At 65.3% G+C, this 16542-nt stretch carries 14 protein-coding genes; 5 read left to right on the top strand and 9 right to left on the bottom strand.

Annotation, left to right across the window (positions count from 1 at the left end):
• Positions 1 to 35: 35 nt before the first annotated feature.
• A complete protein-coding gene (locus ACGHN1_RS05530; protein WP_390549090.1) occupies positions 36 to 2729 on the bottom strand; it encodes a TonB-dependent receptor in 2694 nt (897 codons plus the stop codon).
• Between the two features lie 241 nt (positions 2730 to 2970).
• Here ACGHN1_RS05530 and typA point away from each other — a divergent pair, with 241 nt between their 5' ends.
• Positions 2971 to 4800 (top strand): translational GTPase TypA, encoded by a 1830-nt coding sequence (typA, locus tag ACGHN1_RS05525; protein ID WP_390549089.1) that lies wholly within the window; start codon positions 2971 to 2973, stop codon positions 4798 to 4800.
• Positions 4801 to 4806: 6 nt separating this feature from the next.
• On the opposite strand, the gene ACGHN1_RS05520 is transcribed toward typA, so the two are convergent.
• On the bottom strand, positions 4807 to 5319 hold the full coding sequence (locus tag ACGHN1_RS05520; protein WP_390549087.1) for a hypothetical protein: 513 nt from the start codon (positions 5317 to 5319) through the stop codon (positions 4807 to 4809).
• A gap of 68 nt (positions 5320 to 5387) precedes the next feature.
• The gene (locus ACGHN1_RS05515) at positions 5388 to 6140 is read right to left on the bottom strand and encodes a hypothetical protein (RefSeq protein WP_390549085.1); all 753 of its coding nucleotides are present in this window, start codon (positions 6138 to 6140) and stop codon (positions 5388 to 5390) included.
• Positions 6141 to 6223: 83 nt separating this feature from the next.
• Here ACGHN1_RS05515 and putP point away from each other — a divergent pair, with 83 nt between their 5' ends.
• The 3 genes from putP to ACGHN1_RS05500 all read left to right on the top strand — a co-directional run bounded on the left by putP (position 6224) and on the right by ACGHN1_RS05500 (position 10030).
• Positions 6224 to 7726 carry a sodium/proline symporter PutP gene (putP, locus tag ACGHN1_RS05510; RefSeq protein ID WP_390549083.1) on the top strand — a complete coding sequence of 501 codons (1503 nt, stop codon included), beginning with the start codon at positions 6224 to 6226 and terminating at the stop codon, positions 7724 to 7726.
• Between the two features lie 124 nt (positions 7727 to 7850).
• Positions 7851 to 9644, top strand: a complete 1794-nt coding sequence (gene ggt / locus ACGHN1_RS05505) for a gamma-glutamyltransferase (RefSeq protein ID WP_390549081.1) — start codon at positions 7851 to 7853, stop codon at positions 9642 to 9644.
• An 11-nt stretch (positions 9645 to 9655) separates the two neighbouring features.
• Positions 9656 to 10030 (top strand): VOC family protein, encoded by a 375-nt coding sequence (locus ACGHN1_RS05500; RefSeq protein ID WP_390549079.1) that lies wholly within the window; start codon positions 9656 to 9658, stop codon positions 10028 to 10030.
• A 13-nt stretch (positions 10031 to 10043) separates the two neighbouring features.
• Here ACGHN1_RS05500 and ACGHN1_RS05495 read toward each other — a convergent pair whose 3' ends face one another.
• Positions 10044 to 11000: an alpha/beta hydrolase gene (locus tag ACGHN1_RS05495; protein ID WP_390549077.1), complete on the bottom strand. Its 957-nt coding sequence runs from the start codon at positions 10998 to 11000 to the stop codon at positions 10044 to 10046.
• An 81-nt stretch (positions 11001 to 11081) separates the two neighbouring features.
• Between ACGHN1_RS05495 and ACGHN1_RS05490 the strand changes: the two genes are divergently transcribed.
• Positions 11082 to 11747, top strand: a complete 666-nt coding sequence (locus ACGHN1_RS05490) for an extensin family protein (RefSeq protein ID WP_390549075.1) — start codon at positions 11082 to 11084, stop codon at positions 11745 to 11747.
• A 5-nt stretch (positions 11748 to 11752) separates the two neighbouring features.
• On the opposite strand, the gene ACGHN1_RS05485 is transcribed toward ACGHN1_RS05490, so the two are convergent.
• From ACGHN1_RS05485 to ACGHN1_RS05465, 5 genes are all read right to left on the bottom strand, one after another.
• Positions 11753 to 12385, bottom strand: coding sequence for a response regulator transcription factor (locus ACGHN1_RS05485; protein WP_390549073.1), 633 nt, complete (start codon positions 12383 to 12385; stop codon positions 11753 to 11755).
• Positions 12386 to 12564: 179 nt separating this feature from the next.
• Entirely contained in the window at positions 12565 to 13311 is a 747-nt protein-coding gene (locus tag ACGHN1_RS05480) for a peptidase (RefSeq protein WP_390549071.1), read from the bottom strand.
• Positions 13312 to 13320: 9 nt separating this feature from the next.
• Positions 13321 to 14136 carry a transglutaminase domain-containing protein gene (locus ACGHN1_RS05475; RefSeq protein ID WP_390549069.1) on the bottom strand — a complete coding sequence of 272 codons (816 nt, stop codon included), beginning with the start codon at positions 14134 to 14136 and terminating at the stop codon, positions 13321 to 13323.
• Positions 14137 to 14144: 8 nt separating this feature from the next.
• A complete protein-coding gene (locus ACGHN1_RS05470) occupies positions 14145 to 15089 on the bottom strand; it encodes an alpha-E domain-containing protein (RefSeq protein WP_390549066.1) in 945 nt (314 codons plus the stop codon).
• Positions 15089 to 16516, bottom strand: coding sequence for a circularly permuted type 2 ATP-grasp protein (locus ACGHN1_RS05465; RefSeq protein ID WP_390549064.1), 1428 nt, complete (start codon positions 16514 to 16516; stop codon positions 15089 to 15091). The genes ACGHN1_RS05470 and ACGHN1_RS05465 overlap by 1 nt, the downstream gene beginning before the upstream one ends.
• Positions 16517 to 16542 lie beyond the last annotated feature (26 nt).

Raw genomic sequence — 16542 nt, 5'->3', positions numbered from 1 at the left:
AAGCCCCCTTCCCGTTTCGATTGGTCGCCGGCCGCTCAGAAGCGGAAGCGCGCCGAAACGCCGTAGGTGCGCGGCTGGTTGGGATAGCCCGAGATTGACTCGTCCTGCGCAACGGAGTCGAACACCGTGGTGATGTCGCGATCGTCGAGCAGGTTGCGCCCCCAGACCGACAGCTCCAGCCCCATGTCGAAGGCGTAGGTGAACGAGGCGTTGAGGTCGTTTACCTCGCGCCGGTACGGCCGCACGACAGAACGCGCGCGGGTGAAGTCGCGGGCACCGGTCACCGGGTTGGTGTCGATGAAGGCGACGAGCCCGGCAACCACCTGGACCGGCGACTGGTAGGAGAAATCGCCGCGCAGGATGATGCGGTCGCCGGCCGAATTGACTTCGCGGTCGTATTGCGCGCCGATCACCGCGGACAGTTCGGGAATGCCCGCAACCTCTTCGCCCGACAGATCGCCGATGGGCGAATTGACGAAGCTCTCGTAGGTCGAGTCGAGGTAGGTCATGGCGAGATTGAAGGTCAGTTCGGGGGTCGGGCGGACCAGCCCATCGAACTCGACGCCGTAGGTCTTGCGTTCGCCGGCGTTGGACAGGATGAACCCGGTGCCCGTGAAGGTGTTGGCCTGGAAGTCGTCGATCGACTGCTGAAACAGCGTGAGATTGGCCGAAGCGTATTCCCAATTACCCTTGATGCCGACTTCGTAGACCGTCGATTCCTCCGCCTCGGCGAAGCGGGTGCCGGGACGCAGGTTCGGAACCGCGAGACCCTGGCTGACCAGTGCCGCGAAATCGCCCGGCAGCGGCCGGCTGTCGCGCGACAGGTTGAAGCTTGGAGCCTTGTAGCCAGTCGCGTAGCTCGCATAGACGTTGAGCGTCGGCGTGATCTCGTAAGCGAGACGCGCGGTGTAGCTCCAGTCGTCGTCGTTGGTGGCGCAATCCTCGACCGCGTTCGGGCAGTTCTGCAGGGGCGGCAGGAATTGCAGCGACGTCAGGCCGAGCAAGGGCGCGGTCGCCGCCGCCGCTCCGGCGGAAATCTGCTGGAACGCGCCGGGCTGCGCCGCAGCGAAGCCCTGGATCTGCGCCGCCGAGGCGAAGCCACCTGGCACCCCGAGGATCCCGCCGATCGTCTGTGCGATGCCGACCTGGGTCGCGGTGTTGCGGATCGCCGTCAGGTTGAGGTTCGAGAACACGTCGGTGCTCTGCGAATTGGTGACGATCGACTTCTTGTCCTTGGTGTAGTTCGCGCCGAGCGTCAGCACCAGTTCGGGCGTTATCTCGAAATCGACGTTGCCGAAGAAGGAATAGGCTTCGTTGTCCTGACTGATGTTGTTCAGGAAGCCCTGGCCCGCGGCAAAGAACTGACCGGTGAAGTTTTGCCCGGTTAGCTGCGAGAACAGGCCCTCGAGCGAGGGGACCGTGAAAGCGCCCCCACTGGCCGCCTGGAGCAGGATGTTGGCATAGGGCCGGAAATCCTGGCCGAAGATGATCGAATCCGAGGTGTCCACCTTCTCGTCGAAATAATACCCGCCGAGGAGGAAGTTGAGCGGACCGTCGAAATCGGAGGCGAGCCGCAGTTCCTGGGTGAAGGTGTTGATGTCCGCCTGGCCGATATTGGCGCCGGTGGCGAGCCGGGCGCTGGTGAAATCGACGTCCTGATTGGCCGAAAGCTCGGTGTCGCGGTAAGCGGTGATCGAGGTCAGCTCGACCGCGCCGAAGGAATATTCGAGCTGGCCCGAGACACCCCAGTTCTTGATCCGGCTGAAGGGATCGACATCGGTGAACACCGTGTCGCCGTCCGGGTTGTCGCGGAAGTCGCTGACTTGGCCACCGACCGCGAGAACCGCCCCGGTCGCGGCCGAAGGCAGGACGTTGACGACGCCGCAGCATTTCTCGTCGATCTCGTCGTAGTCGCCGATGATCCGGGCGCGGAAGGCACCGCCGTTGTCGAACAGCAGCTGTCCGCGCGTGAACCAGCGATTGCGATCGTTGATGTCGTTGCCGTCGACGGCATTGATGAGATAGCCGTCGCGCCGGTTGTAACCGGCCGCGCCGCTGACCGCGATGGAATCGGTGATCGGCCCGGTGGCGTAGCCTTTCACCACCAGCGCATCGTAATTGCCGTAGCTCACGTCTACCAGGCCGCCGAAGTCGAACTCGGGCTCCTTGGTCACGATTGAAATCACGCCGGCGCTGGCGTTCTTGCCGAACAGAGTCGATTGCGGACCGCGCAGCACCTCGACCCGCTGGATGTCGGGCAGATCGGAGAGCTGCGAGATCGCGCGGCTGCGATAGACGCCGTCGACGAACAGAGCGACCGAAGGTTCGAGGCCGATGTTGTTGCCATCGGTGCCGAAGCCGCGGATCGAGTAGGTGGTGGCGAAGGCGCTCTGGAGCTGGCTGACCCGCAGCGAGGGAACGACGGTGGCAAGATCGGTGACGTCGCGGATCTGCGCGCGCTCGATCGTCTCGGCCGTGGTCACGCTGACGGCGACCGGGGTTTCCTGCAGCGTCTGCTCGCGCTTGGTCGCAGTGACGACGATGGTGTTGCCGGTGCTGGAATCCTCGGCGATCGGGATGTTGTCGCCGTCGTCGTCGACGACCTCCTGCGCTTCCTGAAGCTCGTCGCGATCCTGGGCCTGGACGGCGGTGGGGATGGCGGCCAGGGCGACGCCACCAAGCAGGGCGGCACGGAAGCGGGCTGCACGAACGTGCGCGGTGAATTTCATCTGGGGTCCTCTCCTCAAACCCGGCCCTCGGACGTACCGAATGGATTGCGGGCCGTTAACCGCCGAATAAACGGGCTGTCAGTCCGTCTCAAGCCATTGACTCGCCTGTCAGTAAGCCCCCGCCGTGCCTGTGGTATTCGAGTCACACCCGTGCACCGGGTTGCTGCAACGCACCATTCCCGCTAGGGGCGCGGGCGTTTCCCGGCAGATGCCCGGATTTTCTCTCGAAAGCTCCCCGAAAATGTCCTCTTCGCTGCGCAATATCGCGATCATCGCCCACGTCGATCACGGCAAGACCACGCTGGTCGACCAGCTTTTCCGCCAGTCCGGCACCTTCCGCGAAAACCAGCGGATCGAGGAACGGGCGATGGATTCGGGCGATCTCGAGAAGGAACGCGGGATCACGATTCTCGCCAAATGCACCAGCGTCGAGTGGGAGCATGGCGGAGAAACCACGCGGATCAACATCGTCGACACGCCGGGCCACGCCGATTTCGGCGCCGAGGTGGAGCGCATTCTCTCGATGGTCGACGGGGTGATCCTGCTGGTCGACGCCGCCGAGGGCCCGATGCCGCAGACCAAGTTCGTCACCGGCAAGGCCCTGGCGCTCGGGCTCAAGCCGATCGTGGTGGTCAACAAGATCGACCGCTCCGATGCCCGCCCCGACGAGGTGCTCGACGAATGTTTCGAGCTGTTCCTTAGCCTCGATGCCAATGACGAGCAGCTCGATTTCCCCTCGCTCTGGGCTTCGGGCCGCGATGGCTATGCCAGCGAGGACAAGGATGCGCGTTCGGGCGATCTCGAGCCGCTGTTCAAGCTGATCGTCGATCACGTGCCGCCTCCGGGCCTCGACACCGAGGGTCCGTTCAGCTTTCTCGCCACGCTGCTCGACCGCGACAATTTCATGGGGCGCGTGCTCACCGGGCGGGTCCAGTCGGGCAAGGTCAAGGTCAACGACCCGATCCGCGCGCTCGACATGGACGGCAACGTCATCGAGGTCGGCCGCGCGACCAAGCTGATGAGCTTCGACGGGCTCGAGCGCGTGCCGGTCGACAGCGCGCAGGCCGGCGACATCATCGCGCTGGCGGGGCTCGAGAAGGCGACGGTCGCCAACACCATCGCCGCGCCGGAAGTCAGCACCCCGATCGCAGCGCAGCCGATCGACCCGCCGACGCTGGCCATGCGCTTCTCGGTCAACGACAGCCCGCTCGCCGGGCGCGAGGGCGACAAGGTGACGAGCCGCATGATCCGCGACCGGTTGATGCGCGAGGCGGAAACCAATGTCGCCATCCGCGTGACCGAGGCCGAGGACAAGGACGCCTTCGAAGTCGCCGGTCGCGGCGAACTCCAGCTCGGCGTGCTGATCGAGACGATGCGCCGCGAGGGCTTCGAGCTCGGCATCAGCCGCCCCCGCGTGCTGTTCCGCACCGAGGACGGCCAACGCATGGAACCCTTCGAGACCGTCGTCATCGACGTCGACGACGAGCATTCCGGGACGGTCGTGGAAAAGATGCAGCGCCGCAAGGCCGAGCTCACCGAAATGCGCCCCTCGGGACACGGCAAGACGCGGATCACCTTCTCCGCCCCCAGCCGCGGGCTGATCGGCTATCACGGCGAATTCCTGTCCGACACGCGCGGTACGGGCATCATGAACCGCATCTACGAGAAATACGATGCGCATAAGGGTCCGATCGAAGGACGCCAGAACGGCGTGCTGATCTCGATGGTGCCGGGCGATGCCCAGGCCTATGCGCTCAACGCCCTGGAAGATCGCGGCGAGCTGTTCATTGGCGGCGGGGCGAAGATCTACGAGGGCATGATCATCGGCGAGAACGCCAAGCCCGACGATCTCGAAGTCAATCCGATGAAGTCGAAGCAGCTGACGAACTTCCGCTCCACCGGCAAGGACGATGCCATCCGTCTCACCCCGCCCCGGGTGATGACGCTGGAGCAGGCGATCGCCTATATCGACGACGACGAGATGGTCGAGGTGACGCCGAAGACCATCCGCCTGCGCAAGGCGATCCTCGACCCGCACGAGCGCAAGCGGGCGAAACGCGCGGCCGGCTGACCGCGCTCAGCCCGGACAGCGATAAATGCGGATGCGCGGTTCGTCGTCGTAGCGAATACGCATCGTGTCCGGCCCTTCGATCGCCATGTAGAAGGCATAGACCGCCGGCGGGGCGTCGCCATATTGCTCGCTCAACGTCGCTGCCGCGTAATTGCCGTTGACGTCGACATCCTGCACGATCCCGCGGCTCTCGAAGAAGCCGACCTCGCGCGCGCGGATATCGTAACCCTGATGGCCCGGCTCGTCGCAATGGGCGATGTCTTCGGACCAGTCGCCGTGGAAGCGCACGGGGATGACGTCCTGCTTCTCCCCCGCCAGCGCCTGCACCTCGTCCTCGGCCCCGGCGATCTCGACGTCCCGCTCGGCGGCGGTGCCGGAAGCGGGTGTCGGCCCCGGCGAGGTCGCGGCCGCCCGGGGCCGCTCGGCCGGAACGTCTTCCGCTGCCGGTTCCTCGCCGCACCCGGCAAGAAGCAGGGCGGTAAGCGCCGCGAAGGCGGCGAAGCGTGTAGGATGGTTCATGGCGCGAGACCTCGGGAAGGAGCGGAATTGTCTCTGCACCAAGCGATCGGAGGGCTGCCCGGGTTCCGTCACGCGGCCAGATACTGCTCCCCGATCGCGAGCATCGAATAGATCACGGCTCCGCCCAGAAACGGCAGGAAATAGCTCTTGCGCTCCTCCGGCAGCTCCTCCTTCAGCACCACCAGCACGATGCAGCCACCCACGAAGGCGAAGAGGAAACCGACGACGATCTGCGGCAAGACCAGCTGCGTTCCCACGGCCCAGCCCACCAGCGTCGCCGCCACCAGCACCCAGCGACCGCGCTCGTCGTACATCTCGGGATGATCGTGCCGGGTGCCGTAATCCGCGGTGACGAAATGCAGGATCATCGCCGCGAAGAACAGGATCAACCCGGCAGCGGTCGTGTCCTCGCGGTGGTTCAGAAGATAGGCGATGACAAAGATCAGCAGCGCCGAGGCGGCGATGTGGAGCCGGAAGATCCCGCGATGCGGCCGGTCCCGCCCTTCTTCCGCTCGCCGGCGCCCCCGCGAATGGGTCAGCGCGCGCTCGATCCCGTAGAACAGCACCAGCCCGGCGAGCGCCAGCGCATGGACCCAGCTCTCCGACAAGGTCGGCGGCAGTCCCAGAGCCTGTTCGAAGGTCGTCGCGTGGCTGCCGAGCTCGGGGAGGATGTGGAGAAAGACGTAGCCGACCGCGACACCGCCAGCAAAGCTCAGCCAGCGGCTGCGCGGTTCGCGGTCGAGAAATTCGAGCCGGCCGACGAAGATATGGACGGCGCAGAAGGCAACAGCCATGAGGGCGGTGACGATGGCCTGGCTCATCGGTCGAGTGTGGCGGGTCGGGCACGGCTGCGCAACCAAGCGCGTCGGTGGCCATAACCGGTATCATTTGTTACGAGGTGGACATGCAGACCGGAACCCTGATTACCCTGGCCCTCTACTTCGTGCTGATGATCGGAATCGGGCTTTTCGCATGGAAACGTTCGACCGATACCAGCGAAGGCTATCTGCTCGCAGGCCGCAACCTCTCCCCCGGTGTCGCGGCGCTTTCGGCCGGGGCGTCGGACATGAGCGGCTGGCTGTTGCTCGGCCTGCCCGGCGCGCTCTATGCCGCGGGGCTGGTGGAGGCGTGGATCGGCATCGGCCTGTTCTGCGGTGCGGTGGCCAACTGGATTATCGTCGCGCCGCGCCTCCGCGCACAGACCGAGGCGCTCGGCAATGCGCTGACCATCCCCGAATTCCTCGCCAACCGCTTTCCGGAGAAGGCCGTGGCGCTGCGCGTTATCAGCGCGCTGGTGATCGTAGCCTTCTTCACCGTCTACACAGCGGCGGGACTGGTCGGCGGCGGCAAGCTGTTCGAGACGGCCTTCGCCGATTTGCTCCCGGCCAATGGTTTGGGGGGCGGCATGAGCGACTACATGCTCGGTATCTGGATCACCGCGGGGGTGGTGCTGGCCTACACCATGGTCGGGGGATTCCTCGCGGTCAGCCTGACCGATTTCGTCCAGGGCTGCATCATGGTGGTGGCGCTGGTGCTGATGCCGCTGGTGGTGATGTTCGGACCCGGCGGTGCGTCGGGCGACAGCATTCTCGCGGTGGCCGCAGGTCAGCCCGGCTTTCTCAGCCTGACCGAGGGGCTGACGGCGCTCGGCTTCGTCAGCGCGGTGACCTGGGGCCTGGGTTATTTCGGCCAGCCGCACATCATCGTGCGCTTCATGGCGGTGCGCTCGGTCGAGGACGTTCCCGCGGCGCGCAACATCGGCCTTGCCTGGATGGCTGTGTCGCTGGTCGGCGCGCTCGGCGTCGGGCTGGCGGGCCGTGCCTATGCGGAGCGCAACGGTCTGGTGGTCGACGATCCCGAGACGATCTTCATCGTGCTGGCCGACCTCCTTTTCCACCCGCTGATCACCGGCTTCCTCTTCGCCGCGCTGCTGGCGGCGATCATGTCGACGATCAGCTCCCAGCTGCTGGTTTCCTCCAGCTCGCTGACCGAGGATTTCTACCGCCTGTTTCTGCGCAAGCGCGCCAGCGAGCGCGAGGCGGTCAATGTCGGGCGTATCTGCGTGGCGCTGGTGGCCTTGGCTGCCATCGCCATCGCACAGGACCCGGACAGCGAAGTTCTCGGTCTCGTCGCCAACGCCTGGGCCGGGTTCGGCGCGGCCTTCGGCCCGCTGATCGTCCTCGCCCTGACCTGGGACCGGATGACCGGCGCGGGCGCGGTGGCAGGGCTCGTGACCGGAGCGGCGGTGGTCGCGGTATGGATCGCGCTCGGCTGGAACGCGAATTTCATCGGCGGACAGGGGCTCTACGAGATCGTGCCCGGCTTCGTCGCCTCGTGGATCGCCATCGTCCTCGTCAGCAAGGCCACCGTTCCGCCCCCCGTTTCCTACGCGGCGAAAAAGACCTAGTGTCTCCTGATACGCCCGCCCCTCCCGAACCGGGAAACGGGGTATCGCTATTTGGTCCTTGGACCGTGTAACACCTGTAACATGTCCAACATCGCTTGGACGGCAAAGCTGGGGAGAAAACGAGATGCGGGTCGCGATAGCAGCAGCAATGATGGCCATGGCGGGCACGCTGGCGACGCCCGGGATGGCCCAGGATGCCGCACCCGACCACCCCCCGATCGAGGAGCAGATCGGCGCGGGCGGCAGGCCGGTGGGCGCGAACTGGAGCCGCAGCCCGGTGATTGCCCAGCACGGCATGGCCGCGACCGCGCATCCGCTGGCGACGCAGGTGGCGCTCGACATCCTCAAGGCGGGCGGCACCGCGGTCGACGCGGCGATCGCCGCCAACGCCGCGCTCGGCCTGATGGAGCCGACCGGCAACGGCATCGGCGGCGACCTCTTCGCGATCATCTGGGACCCGGCGACCGGCAAGCTCCACGGGATCAACGGATCGGGTCGCAGCCCCATGAACCAGACCCTGGACCAATTGCGCGCAAAACTGGGCGATGCGGAAGCCCTGCCCCCCTATGGCCCGCTGCCCATCACCGTTCCCGGGACGGTCGATGCCTGGTTCTCCATGCACGAGCGATTCGGCAAGCTGCCGATGGCGACCAATCTCGCCCCGACCGTACGCTATGCCCGCGAGGGCCACCCGGTCGCTCCGGTGATCGCCATGTATCTCGACCGCAGCCTGCGTGCCTATTCCGCCCGCGAGGACCAGTTCGACTTCGCCAATGCGCGCAAGGTCTGGTTCGCCGACGGCAGCGCGCCCGAAGCCGGCGAGATCTTCCGCAATCCCGACCTCGGGAACACGCTTGAGACCATCGGCCGAGAAGGCCGCGATGCCTTCTACGACGGTGCGCTGACCGATGTCATGGTCGGCTATCTCCAGCGCCAGGGCAGCGCCTTCACGCGCGAGGACTTCGCCGCGCACGAGAGCGAATGGGTCGATCCCGCCTGCGCCGCCTACCGCGACGGTTACGAGCTGTGCGAACTGCCGCCCAACAGCCAGGGTTTCGCGGCGCTGCAGATGGTCAACATACTCAAGAACGTCGATCTGGCGCAGTGGGAGCGCGGCAGCCCCGAAACGATGCACTACATGGTCGAGGCCAAGCGCCTGGCCTACGAAGACGTCGCACGCTTCTATGCCGACCCGGACTTCGCCGCCTTTCCCGAGGAATTGCTGAGCGAGGAATACGGGCGCGAGCGTTTCGCCCTGATCGATCCGTCGCGCGCAAGCACCGACCTGCGTCCCGGCGAGCCCAAATTGGAAGGCGAAGGCGACACCACCTATCTCACCGTGGTCGACGGCAACGGCATGATGGTCAGCCTGATCCAGTCGAACTATCGCGGCATGGGCGGCGGGCTGGTGCCCGATGGCCTCGGCTTCATGTTCCAGGACCGCGGCGAGCTCTACAGCCTCGATCCCGAGCATCCCAATGCCTACGAGCCGGGCAAGCGGCCCTTCCACACCATCATCCCCGCCTTCGTGAAGAAGGACGGCGAGCCCTGGATGACGCTCGGTCTGATGGGCGGCGGTATGCAACCGCAGGGCCATGTCCAGGTGCTCGTCAACATCGTCGATTACGGCATGAACCTTCAGGAAGCAGGGGATGCCGCACGCTTCAACCACGATGGCGGACCGCAGCCGACCGAGGCACTGGGCGGTCCTTTCGCCGATCCGATGGGCACGCTGTTCGTCGAACCCGGTATACCCGCCGCCACCAACGAACGGCTGCGCGCGATGGGCCACAAGGTCGAAGTGGTCGACAACGGCATCATGTTCGGCGGGTGCGAGGCGATCGCCCGCGACCCCGAGACCGGCGTCCTTACCGGGGCGACGGAGATGAGGAAGGACGGGCAGGTCAGCGGCTACTGAGGAGCAGGAACATGGCGAAGGTCACCGGTCTGGGCGGCGTCTTCTACGTGGTGAAGGATCCCGAAGCGACCCGGGCTTGGTATCGCGAGACGCTGGGGATCGACGGTCCCTACGGTCCGCAACTGGCATGGTCGGAGGAGCACGGAGAAGCCCCCTATTCGCTGATCAGCCATTTCCCCGACGATGCCTATATCCGGCCCGGAAAGGGCGGTTTCATGATCAACCTGCGGGTGGACGATGTGGACGGCATGATGACGCAATTACGGGACAAGGGCGTCGAGGTGCTCGACAGCGCGGACGAGGGTTACGGCAAGTTCGCCTGGTTGCTCGACCCCGACGGGATCAAGATCGAACTGTGGGAGCAGTGCGAGCCCCCGGCCGCTTGAACGCCAATGTCGCTCAATGGGCGGCCACGAACGCCGTGATCGCGGAAGCCACCCCCTCGGCCAGCGGCAGGTCCGCATCGCCATAGCTCGCCAGATTGGCTGCCCGATCGCCCTCGGGCACGGTTTTCAGCACGTGATTGACCCCGTCGAGCATGATCACCTCGGCGGCCGGTTGCGCCGCTGCCAGCGTCTCGGCATCGGCATCGGTAACCTGCAGGTCCTCGCGCCCGTGGAGGATCAGCACCGGCAGTTCGATCCTCGCGATCATCGCCGCCGGGTCCTGCGCCAGGAAGCTGGCCATGTAGCCCTGGATCTGCGGGCCGAACAGCGGAGCAAGGCCGGGGTGGATCGGCTCCTCTATCGATTGACCCGCTTCGAGCGTCGCGATGTGCCGCTCGATTTCTTCCATCAGCGGAGCGGCACCGGGATTGGCGGCCAGCTGTTCCCGCAGCAGATCGCCCGGCCTGCGGCCGGGGGCGGCGACGAGGATCACGCCGCAAAGTCCGGCAGGGTCGCGGGTCGCGGCGCTGAGCACGATCAAGCCGCCTTCGCTGTGCCCCAGCAGCCAGGCACAGTCCGCGCCCGTCTCCTCGCGCAACTTCGCCGCCCACGCCAGCGCATCCCCTGCATAATCCTCGATAGTCACCTTGTTGGCATCGGGGATGGCTGCCTTGCTCGCGAACATGCCGCGCTTGTCGATCCGCAGCGTCGGAATACCCTGTTCCGCCAGAGCGTCGGCGAGAAGGCGATAGGGCTGCGCCTTGACGCCCATCGGGTTGTTGCCATCGCGGTCGGTCGGGCCCGAGCCCGGCAGGATCACCACCCCCGCCTGTCCGGCGGAGGTATCTCCCGCGAGGGTTCCGGCGAGCGGAGCGGCCAGTCCCTCGCGCTCCACGGTCACTTCCCGCGCGGCGGCGGCTCCACCGGAAGTAATGGCAAGCGCGGCGGCAAGAGTCAGTATGCGGGTCATGGACGATCCTTCCAGATTTGACGCGGCCGGTACCTCGACCGATTAGGGGTTCGTTAACCACGAATGCGGCAGGGTGGCGAGATGCTCAGATACGCCGCTAGCATATTCCTCGGCCTGGCGCTCGCCTCCTGCGGTGCGATCCCCGCCGGGCGCGAGCAGGCGCGGGTCGAACCGCGGGCGGTGCCGCACACGGGCTCGCTCCACCGCGAAGAGTCAAGCTCCTGCCTTGCCGAACTGGGCGCAGGCGGCTCTCGCTTCGCACCCCTGCCCGATCGCTATTATGGCGCCGGTTGCCAGACCGTCGACACCGTGGCGCTGAGCGCGCTGATGGGCGATGCCGGCGAATTCGCCCTGTCGAACCTCGGCCCGGTGACCTGTCCGGTTGCCAATCGCTTTGCCGGCTGGGCGCGTTACGGCGTCGATAGGGCGGCGCGGCAGATACTCGGCAGCGCCCTGGTGCGGATCGAGACGATGGGCAGCTATTCGTGTCGCAACATCGCCGGCAGCAATCGCCGATCGGCGCATTCGCGCAGCGAGGCCATCGATGTCGCCGCTTTCGTCCTTGCCGATGGCAGGCGGATTTCGGTGAAGGCGGGCTGGGACGCCAGCCGTGAGGAGCGCGAATTCCTGCGCACCGTCCACCGCAGCGCCTGCAAGCGGTTCGGTACCGTCCTCGGCCCGGACTACAATTCGGCCCACGAGGATCATTTCCACCTCGAGCAGGGCGACGGCAGTTTCTGCCGCTGAGACGCTCAGATCGAGGTGCTGGCGATCCGGTTGACGTCCAGCATTGCCTCCAGCCGGCAGCGCACCGCATCGGCGGCGTGATTGGCCCCCAGCTTGTTCATCATGTTCGCCCGGTGGATCTCCACCGTCCGCGGGCTGATGCCGAGTTCACGGGCGATGATCTTGTTGCTGGATCCTTCCGTGAGCAGGTCGAGGACCTCGCGCTCGCGCCCGGTGAGTGCACCCATCCGGCTGCGTGCATCGACAGCGCGCTGCCGTTCGGCCCCGTGCCGTTCGATCTCGCGCAGAACCGACCGCAGCGTGCCCCGAAGCTGCCCGTGGCGCAACGGCAGGCCGACGAAGCCGAGCGCGCCCCGCCGCATCGCCCCGACTACCTGTTCGGGCACCGGGTCGTAGGCGGTGCCGATGATCGGCATCCAGATGCACAACCGGTCGAGCATCTCCACCGCCGCCCCGACCCCGCCCGAGGTGTCGTCGTCGCGGCACAGGACGATGCCACGCGTCGGGGGGCGATCGGCGAATTCCTCCACCCCTTCGTAGATTTCCGCGTGACATCCGGCGCTCAGCACCATACGCGCCTGTTCCGCCCGACCGCGCGAGGACCGGTCGGTGATGTGAAGCACGAGTCCTTCGAACATGGTTCCTCTCCTCCTGTTCTCGAACAGCATTGATGCCGAGAAACAGGGGATTACGGGAAAACGTTCGCTCAAAATCCGAGCAGCATATTACGGGGAATCGCGCCCCTCCTAGGTGATGCGACAGTGTGTTTTCCTCCGTATCGGAGGCGAAATACGGACAAGACCGGCAGTCCCGACCTTTAATCTTTTTGAAAGAAAGTGTAATCCGGCAGCGAGTGAAACGCGTGTTTGAGCGCGTCGCCCCAGCTCGACGAGATCGCCTGGAAATAGGGATCGTCATGCGCGATCCGCCGCTCGTGCCGCGCCTCGAACGTGTCGCGCTCGATCACCATCAGGTCGAGTGGCAGGCCGACCGAGAGATTGGCCTTGAGGGTCGAATCGAACGATACCATCAGCAGCTTGACGGCATCTTCCAGACTCATCGTCCGGTCGTAGCCGCGGATGATGATCGGACGCCCGTATTTGGTCTCGCCGATCTGAAAAAACGGCGTGTCGAGCCCGGCCTCGATGAAATTGCCTTCCGGATAGATCAGGAACAGACGGGGCTCCATGCCCTTGATCTGGCCGGCGACGATGATCGAGGCGGTGAAACGCCCCTTGCCGCGGACGCCGTTGGCATCCTGACGTTCGGCGATGGTGGCGCGCAACAGCTTGCCGATATCGCCCGCGACCTGGAACATGGTCGGCGATTTCAGCAGCGTGTTGTCACGGTCTTCGGGCGCCTTGGTGCGCTCTTCGAGAAGGCTCACCACCGCCTGCGTGCTTGCCAGGTTCCCGGCGGTCAGCACCGTGATGATCCGTTCCCCCGGCACCTGCCAGCTGAACATCTTGCGAAAGACGGAGATGTTGTCGACGCCCGAATTGGTGCGCGTGTCGCTCATCAGGACGAGGCCCTTCTCGACGAGCATGCCGACGCAATAGGTCATGCGTGTTCCTTACTGCTGAACTTGCTGCTGCTCGACCGCCACGGCAACCTCGAGCGCCTGGGTCGTGGAGCCGAAGCTGATCCCAGTGATCGGCGCGGCGTCGCGATAGTCGCGTCCGGTGGCAACGCGAACATAGCGCTGGTCCGGGCTGATGCCGTTGGAGATGTCGAAGCCGACCCAGCCCAGACCCTCCACATGCGCTTCGGCCCAGCCGTGGGTCGCTTCCTGCTCGATGCGGTCGTCCATCATCAGATAGCCGCTGACATAGCGCGCGGGCACGTTGAGCAATCGGGCCGCGCCGATGAAGATGTGCGCATGGTCCTGGCACACCCCCTTGCCTTGCTCCAGCGCCTCTTCGGCGGACGTGTCGACCTTGGTGGTACCGATGCGATATTCGACGCTTTCGAGGATCGCTGCGGAAAGGCGATGGAGAGTGTCGAGCGGACCCAGGTCCTCTCCGCGCACTTTCTTCACGAGTGACTTCATCCCGCTCCCGGGCCGGGTCAGATCGGTCTGGCTGCAGAAGGTCCACAGCGGCAGATGTCCCGAATGCTTGCCGATCACGCCCGAGAAGTCATGGGTGTCGACCGTGCCCCTGCAGGTGATCACCACCTCGGTCGCCCCCGGTTCGACGGCCACCAGCGAAGTGGTGTTGTGATGCTGGTCCTCGTAGCTCAATTCGGGATGGGCGTGCTCGAACTCCATCTGCCAGTCCAGAATCTCCTGCTCCTGCGTCGCCTTGGGCGTCAGCCGCAGACGTTGCAGGGCATGGATCACGGGATGATCGAAAGAATAGCGAGTGGTGTGGCGGATCGCGAGGCGCATCGATTATCTCAGGCAAGGAAGCGATAGTCCTCCGCGATCGCCTGGGCGATGGCGGAGTTCGTGGCAAGAAAATCGAGGATGAATTCGTGCAGCCCCTGCTCGAAGACATCGTCGATGGAGATATCGGCAAGCCGCGTGTCGGCATCGCGCATCAAGGCGTTGCACTGGCCCTCCCGACCGTGAATCCGAGCCAGTGACGCGAGCTGCTGACGCAGCGCGGAATGGCAATAGGCAAGGCTGCGCGGAAAGCGATCGTCGAGGACGAGAAATTCGACGATCCCCTTGGCATCAATCTGGCCGGCATTGAGCCAGCGATAGGCGCGATCGCCCGATACCGAGCGCAGGACCGTGTCCCATTGGCCGGTGTCGAGGCTGGAGCCCACGTATGAAAGAGAGGGCAGCAGCAGGTAGTATTTGATGTCGAGTATTCGCGCCGTGCTGTCGGCACGCTCGATGAAGGACCCCGCCCGCGCGAAATGATAGCCGGCATCGCGCAGCATCGACCCGCCGATCGCACCGTGCGCCAGCGTCCCCGCCTGGCGGATCATCGCCACCACTTCCCCCACCCGCTGCTCGGGAACGGGTTTGGCGAGGATATCCTTTATCTGGATCCAGCTGTCGTTGATCGCTTCCCACAACTCGCCGCTCACTGCGTTGCGGGACTGGCGGGCGTTGTCGCGAACCTGGCCGAACATCGCCAGCACGCTTTGGGGATTGTCCTTGTCGCGCAGGATGAAATTCCACGCCTGCATCCCCGTATAGCTGGCATGCCGCGCCTCGTAGGTCGCGCGGTGACCGGCGGTGGCGATGACCGAGCGCCATTCCTCCTCCGCCGTCACCAGATCGCGGGTCAGCGCCATCCGCAGCCCGGCGTCGAGCAGGCGCGCAGTGTTTTCGGCGCGTTCGAGATAGCGGAACATCCAGAACAGGGCGTTGGCGGTGCGTCCTAACATCAGTCTTTAAGCACCCAGGTGTCTTTCGTGCCGCCGCCCTGGCTCGAATTCACGACCAACGATCCCTTCTTCATCGCCACTCGCGTCAATCCGCCGGGGGTGATGTCGATCTGGTCGGGGGACACCAGCACGAAGGGCCGCAGGTCGACGTGGCGCGGCGCCAGCCCGGCCTTGGTGAAGATCGGGCAGGTCGAAAGCGACAGTGTCGGCTGGGCAATATAGTTCGACGGGTTCGCCTCGATCTTCTTGCGGAATTCGGCGATCTCCGCCCTGGTCGAAGTCGGGCCGATCAGCATTCCGTAACCGCCCGAACCGTGAACTTCCTTCACCACCAGCTCGGCCAGATTGTCGAGAACGTAGGCGAGGCTGTCCCTGTCCGCGCAGCGCCAGGTCTCGACATTGGGCAGCAACGGTTTCTCACCGGTGTAGAATTCGACGATCTCGGGCATGAAGGAATAGATCGCCTTGTCGTCGGCGACGCCCGTGCCCGGCGCGTTGGCGATGGTGATTCCGCCCGCGCGATAGACATCCATGATGCCCGGCACGCCGAGCACGCTGTCGGGATTGAACGTCAGCGGGTCGAGGAAATCGTCGTCGACCCGGCGATAGATCACGTCGACGGGCTCGTAGCCGCTGGTCGTGCGCATCTGCACCCGGCCGCCGACGACGCGAAGGTCGCTCCCCTCCACCAGTTCGGCGCCCATCTGGTCGGCGAGAAAAGCATGTTCGAAATAGGCCGAATTGTAGATACCCGGCGTCAGCACCGCGACATTGGGACGCCCGGTGGTGGTTTCCGGGGCGCAGGCGGCAAGGCTCTTGGCGAGCCGGCGGGGATAGTTCGAAACGGTCTCTACCGGCACGCGCATGAACAGCTCGGGGAACATCGCCATCATCGTCTCGCGATTCTCCAGCATGTAGGAGACGCCGCTGGGCGTGCGGGCATTGTCCTCGAGCACGAAGAACTCGTCCGGACCGGTGCGGACCAGATCGATGCCGACGATGTGGGTGTAGACACCGCCCGGCGGCGTGAAGCCGACCATGCTGGGCAGCCAGGCGGCATTGTTGCGGAACAGGCGTTGCGGGACCCTGCCGGCGCGGATGATCTCCTGCCGGTGGTAGAGATCGTGCATGAAGGCGTTGAGCGCGCTGACCCGCTGCTCGATCCCCCGGGTCAGTTTCCGCCATTCGCCGGCGCTGATGATGCGCGGCACCATGTCGAACGGGATCAGCCGTTCCTCGGCCTCGTGTTCGCCATAGACGTTGAAGGTGATCCCGGTGCGGCGAAACGCGGTTTCGGCATCGCGGTGCTTGCGCGCGAGATAGCGGTTTCCCTGCTCGGCGAACCACTTGTGGTATCCGGCATAGGCGTCCCGGACCCCGCCGTCGCCCGCCTGCATCTCGTCGAAATATTCCGCCGTGCCGCTCATGGTCCCCCGTTCTCGGGTCCGGCGCT

Origin of the sequence: Qipengyuania sp. MTN3-11 (genome assembly GCF_042851825.1) — a bacterium.
In the GTDB taxonomy this organism is placed as follows: Bacteria; Pseudomonadota; Alphaproteobacteria; order Sphingomonadales; family Sphingomonadaceae; genus Qipengyuania.
This window is presented reverse-complemented; position numbering and strand designations above follow the sequence as displayed.